Source organism: Flavobacterium sp. RHBU_24, assembly GCF_046613695.1.
Classification (GTDB): Bacteria; Bacteroidota; Bacteroidia; order Flavobacteriales; family Flavobacteriaceae; genus Flavobacterium.
This window is the reverse complement of the sequence record NZ_JBKJHD010000046.1, coordinates 1-1,303: the sequence shown is the minus strand read 5'-3', so window position 1 is coordinate 1,303 and position 1,303 is coordinate 1. Positions and strand designations below refer to the sequence as shown.

The window sequence follows — 1,303 nt, the reverse complement described above, 5'->3', positions numbered from 1 at the left end:
GCCCCCAGCGCGTTGGTTACCGGCGGCAGCGGGTTAACTATAAGTGGCAGCTCTACTACCTGCGCGCAGGCTGGGTCGTTTGGCTCTGAGCCGGTAAGCGTTACCCGTACCCATACCGATTCTGCCCATGGGGTGCTGTTGGTATAGGCCCCCGGTGTGGCAATATAGGTGGTGGTGTCTGTGGTATCCCCCAGCCAGGCCGCGGCCTCGGTGGTGTAGTACTGCAGTACGGCTGTGTTTTCATGGTTGCGGATGTCGCTATCGGCCTCCGTAAGGTCAAATTCCTCTAAGCCGTCGCCCGGGGTGTTGTCATCACACTTCTCCAGAGGGTCCGGGGTGGTGTTAGGCGTAGGCAGCGGGGTTACCCGTATGGTTAGGAACGCGAAGCTCTCACAGCCCTGCGGCGTGGTTACACGCACATACAGGGTTTGCGGGTTCGCGGTGTTTGTATAGGCTGTAGGGTCCGGTATCGGGGTGGCGCCTGCTGACTGCGGGTCCATCTCAAAGTATTCTACCACATGGCCCGAGCCAATGCCGTAAGGCGTAAGGATGTCGTCCTGACGTACCGTAAGGTCAAACTCCGTGGTGTTTAAAGGGCTGCCGGGGTTGCCCGGGGTGCTGTTGGGCAATGCCTCGTTGCACAGGGTGAGCGTGGCAGGGTTGCCCAGCGCCAGCGGCTTGTGGATGTGCAGCAGGAAGCTGGTTACCTGGTAGCACCCGGTAGCAGGGTCTTCTACGCGTACCCAGATCTCTTCACCGTCGGTACCGTTGTAGCTTTGCGGCACGGTAATGCGCGGCATGCCTTCGTCGGCATAGCCGGGATCCGTAAAGTAGTGTATGGTAAGGGTGCCCGCGGCGGCACCTAACTGGGTTTCTATAGCTGCATCCTGCTGGGTAAGGTCAAATACCATATGGTTGTCTCCACCGTCGTCATCGGTGTCGTCGCACTGGGTAAGGTCATCCACACTCACGCTCAGTGGCGCCGGGGCTACCACAAGGGTGATAGGGAGCACTTCAGAGCGGCAGCCCGTTACCGTATTGGTGGCTACCACATACAATGTCTGGGTCTGGGCGACCTCGTTCTGGTAGCTGCCCGTATTGGTTATCGGGTTCAGGCCATTCTCGGCATCCGGCCGCGTAAGGTAAAAGGCTACCGTTATGTCTACACCGTTGTTTACCATGCCTTCGGTAAGCGCGTCAAGGTCAAAAACACCATAGCCCTGCCCGTTGGTATCGCATACCGTAAGGTCATCTGCCGTAGGGGCGGTAAGCTGCGGCAGCGGCTCTACACGGATGTCCAGCA

At 58.9% G+C, this 1,303-nt stretch carries 1 pseudogene; it reads right to left on the bottom strand.

The features are described from left to right. Positions 1-1,303 (bottom strand): annotated as a pseudogene (locus ACLI09_RS17990) (hypothetical protein); the annotation flags it as partial.